1 protein-coding gene is annotated in these 536 nt (G+C 64.7%); it reads left to right on the plus strand.

The annotated features are described in order from the left end of the window. The first annotated feature begins 70 nt into the window (after nt 1–70). Nucleotides 71–409, plus strand: coding sequence for a P-II family nitrogen regulator (locus GORHZ_RS27845; RefSeq protein WP_004572306.1), 339 nt, complete (start codon nt 71–73; stop codon nt 407–409). Nucleotides 410–536 lie beyond the last annotated feature (127 nt).

Below are 536 nucleotides of genomic sequence, written 5' to 3' on the forward strand. Positions count from 1 at the left end.
ACGGCTTATGAACTGGCATGAATCCCCGGTCGTTCGCTACTACGCTGATTCCTGTGGAGAGGGATAACTCATGAAGCTGATCACCGCAATCGTGAAACCGTTCACGCTTGAGGATGTCAAGGCAGGACTGGAGCAGGCCGGAATCCTGGGTATGACCGTCTCGGAGGTCCAGGGCTACGGACGGCAGAAGGGCCACACCGAGGTCTACCGTGGCGCGGAGTACTCGGTCGACTTCGTACCCAAGGTGAGGGTCGAGGTCGTCGTCGACGATGCCGCCGTCGACAAGGTCGTCGACGTCATCGTCGAGGCGGCGCGGACCGGCAAGATCGGTGACGGAAAGGTCTGGGTCTCGCCCGTCGAGTCGGTCGTCCGTGTGCGCACGGGCGAGCGCGGCGGCGACGCGCTCTAAGCCCCGCACCCCTCCGTCTCTTCGACCAGTACCCGGCCCCGCGTCTGACCTGTCAGGCGCGGGGCCGTGTCCTCCCCAAGGAGTGCAGAACCCTCGTGGCAGCAACAGATCTCGCGGCGACTCGCCG

The organism is Gordonia rhizosphera NBRC 16068 (genome assembly GCF_000298195.1).
Lineage (GTDB): Bacteria > Actinomycetota > Actinomycetes > Mycobacteriales > Mycobacteriaceae > Gordonia > Gordonia rhizosphera.

What these genes read in the sequence shown, in the direction of transcription:
- GORHZ_RS27845 (WP_004572306.1), top strand. Translation starts at nt 71, where the DNA reads ATGAAGCTGATCACCGCAATCGTGAAACCGTTCACGCTTGAGGATGTC.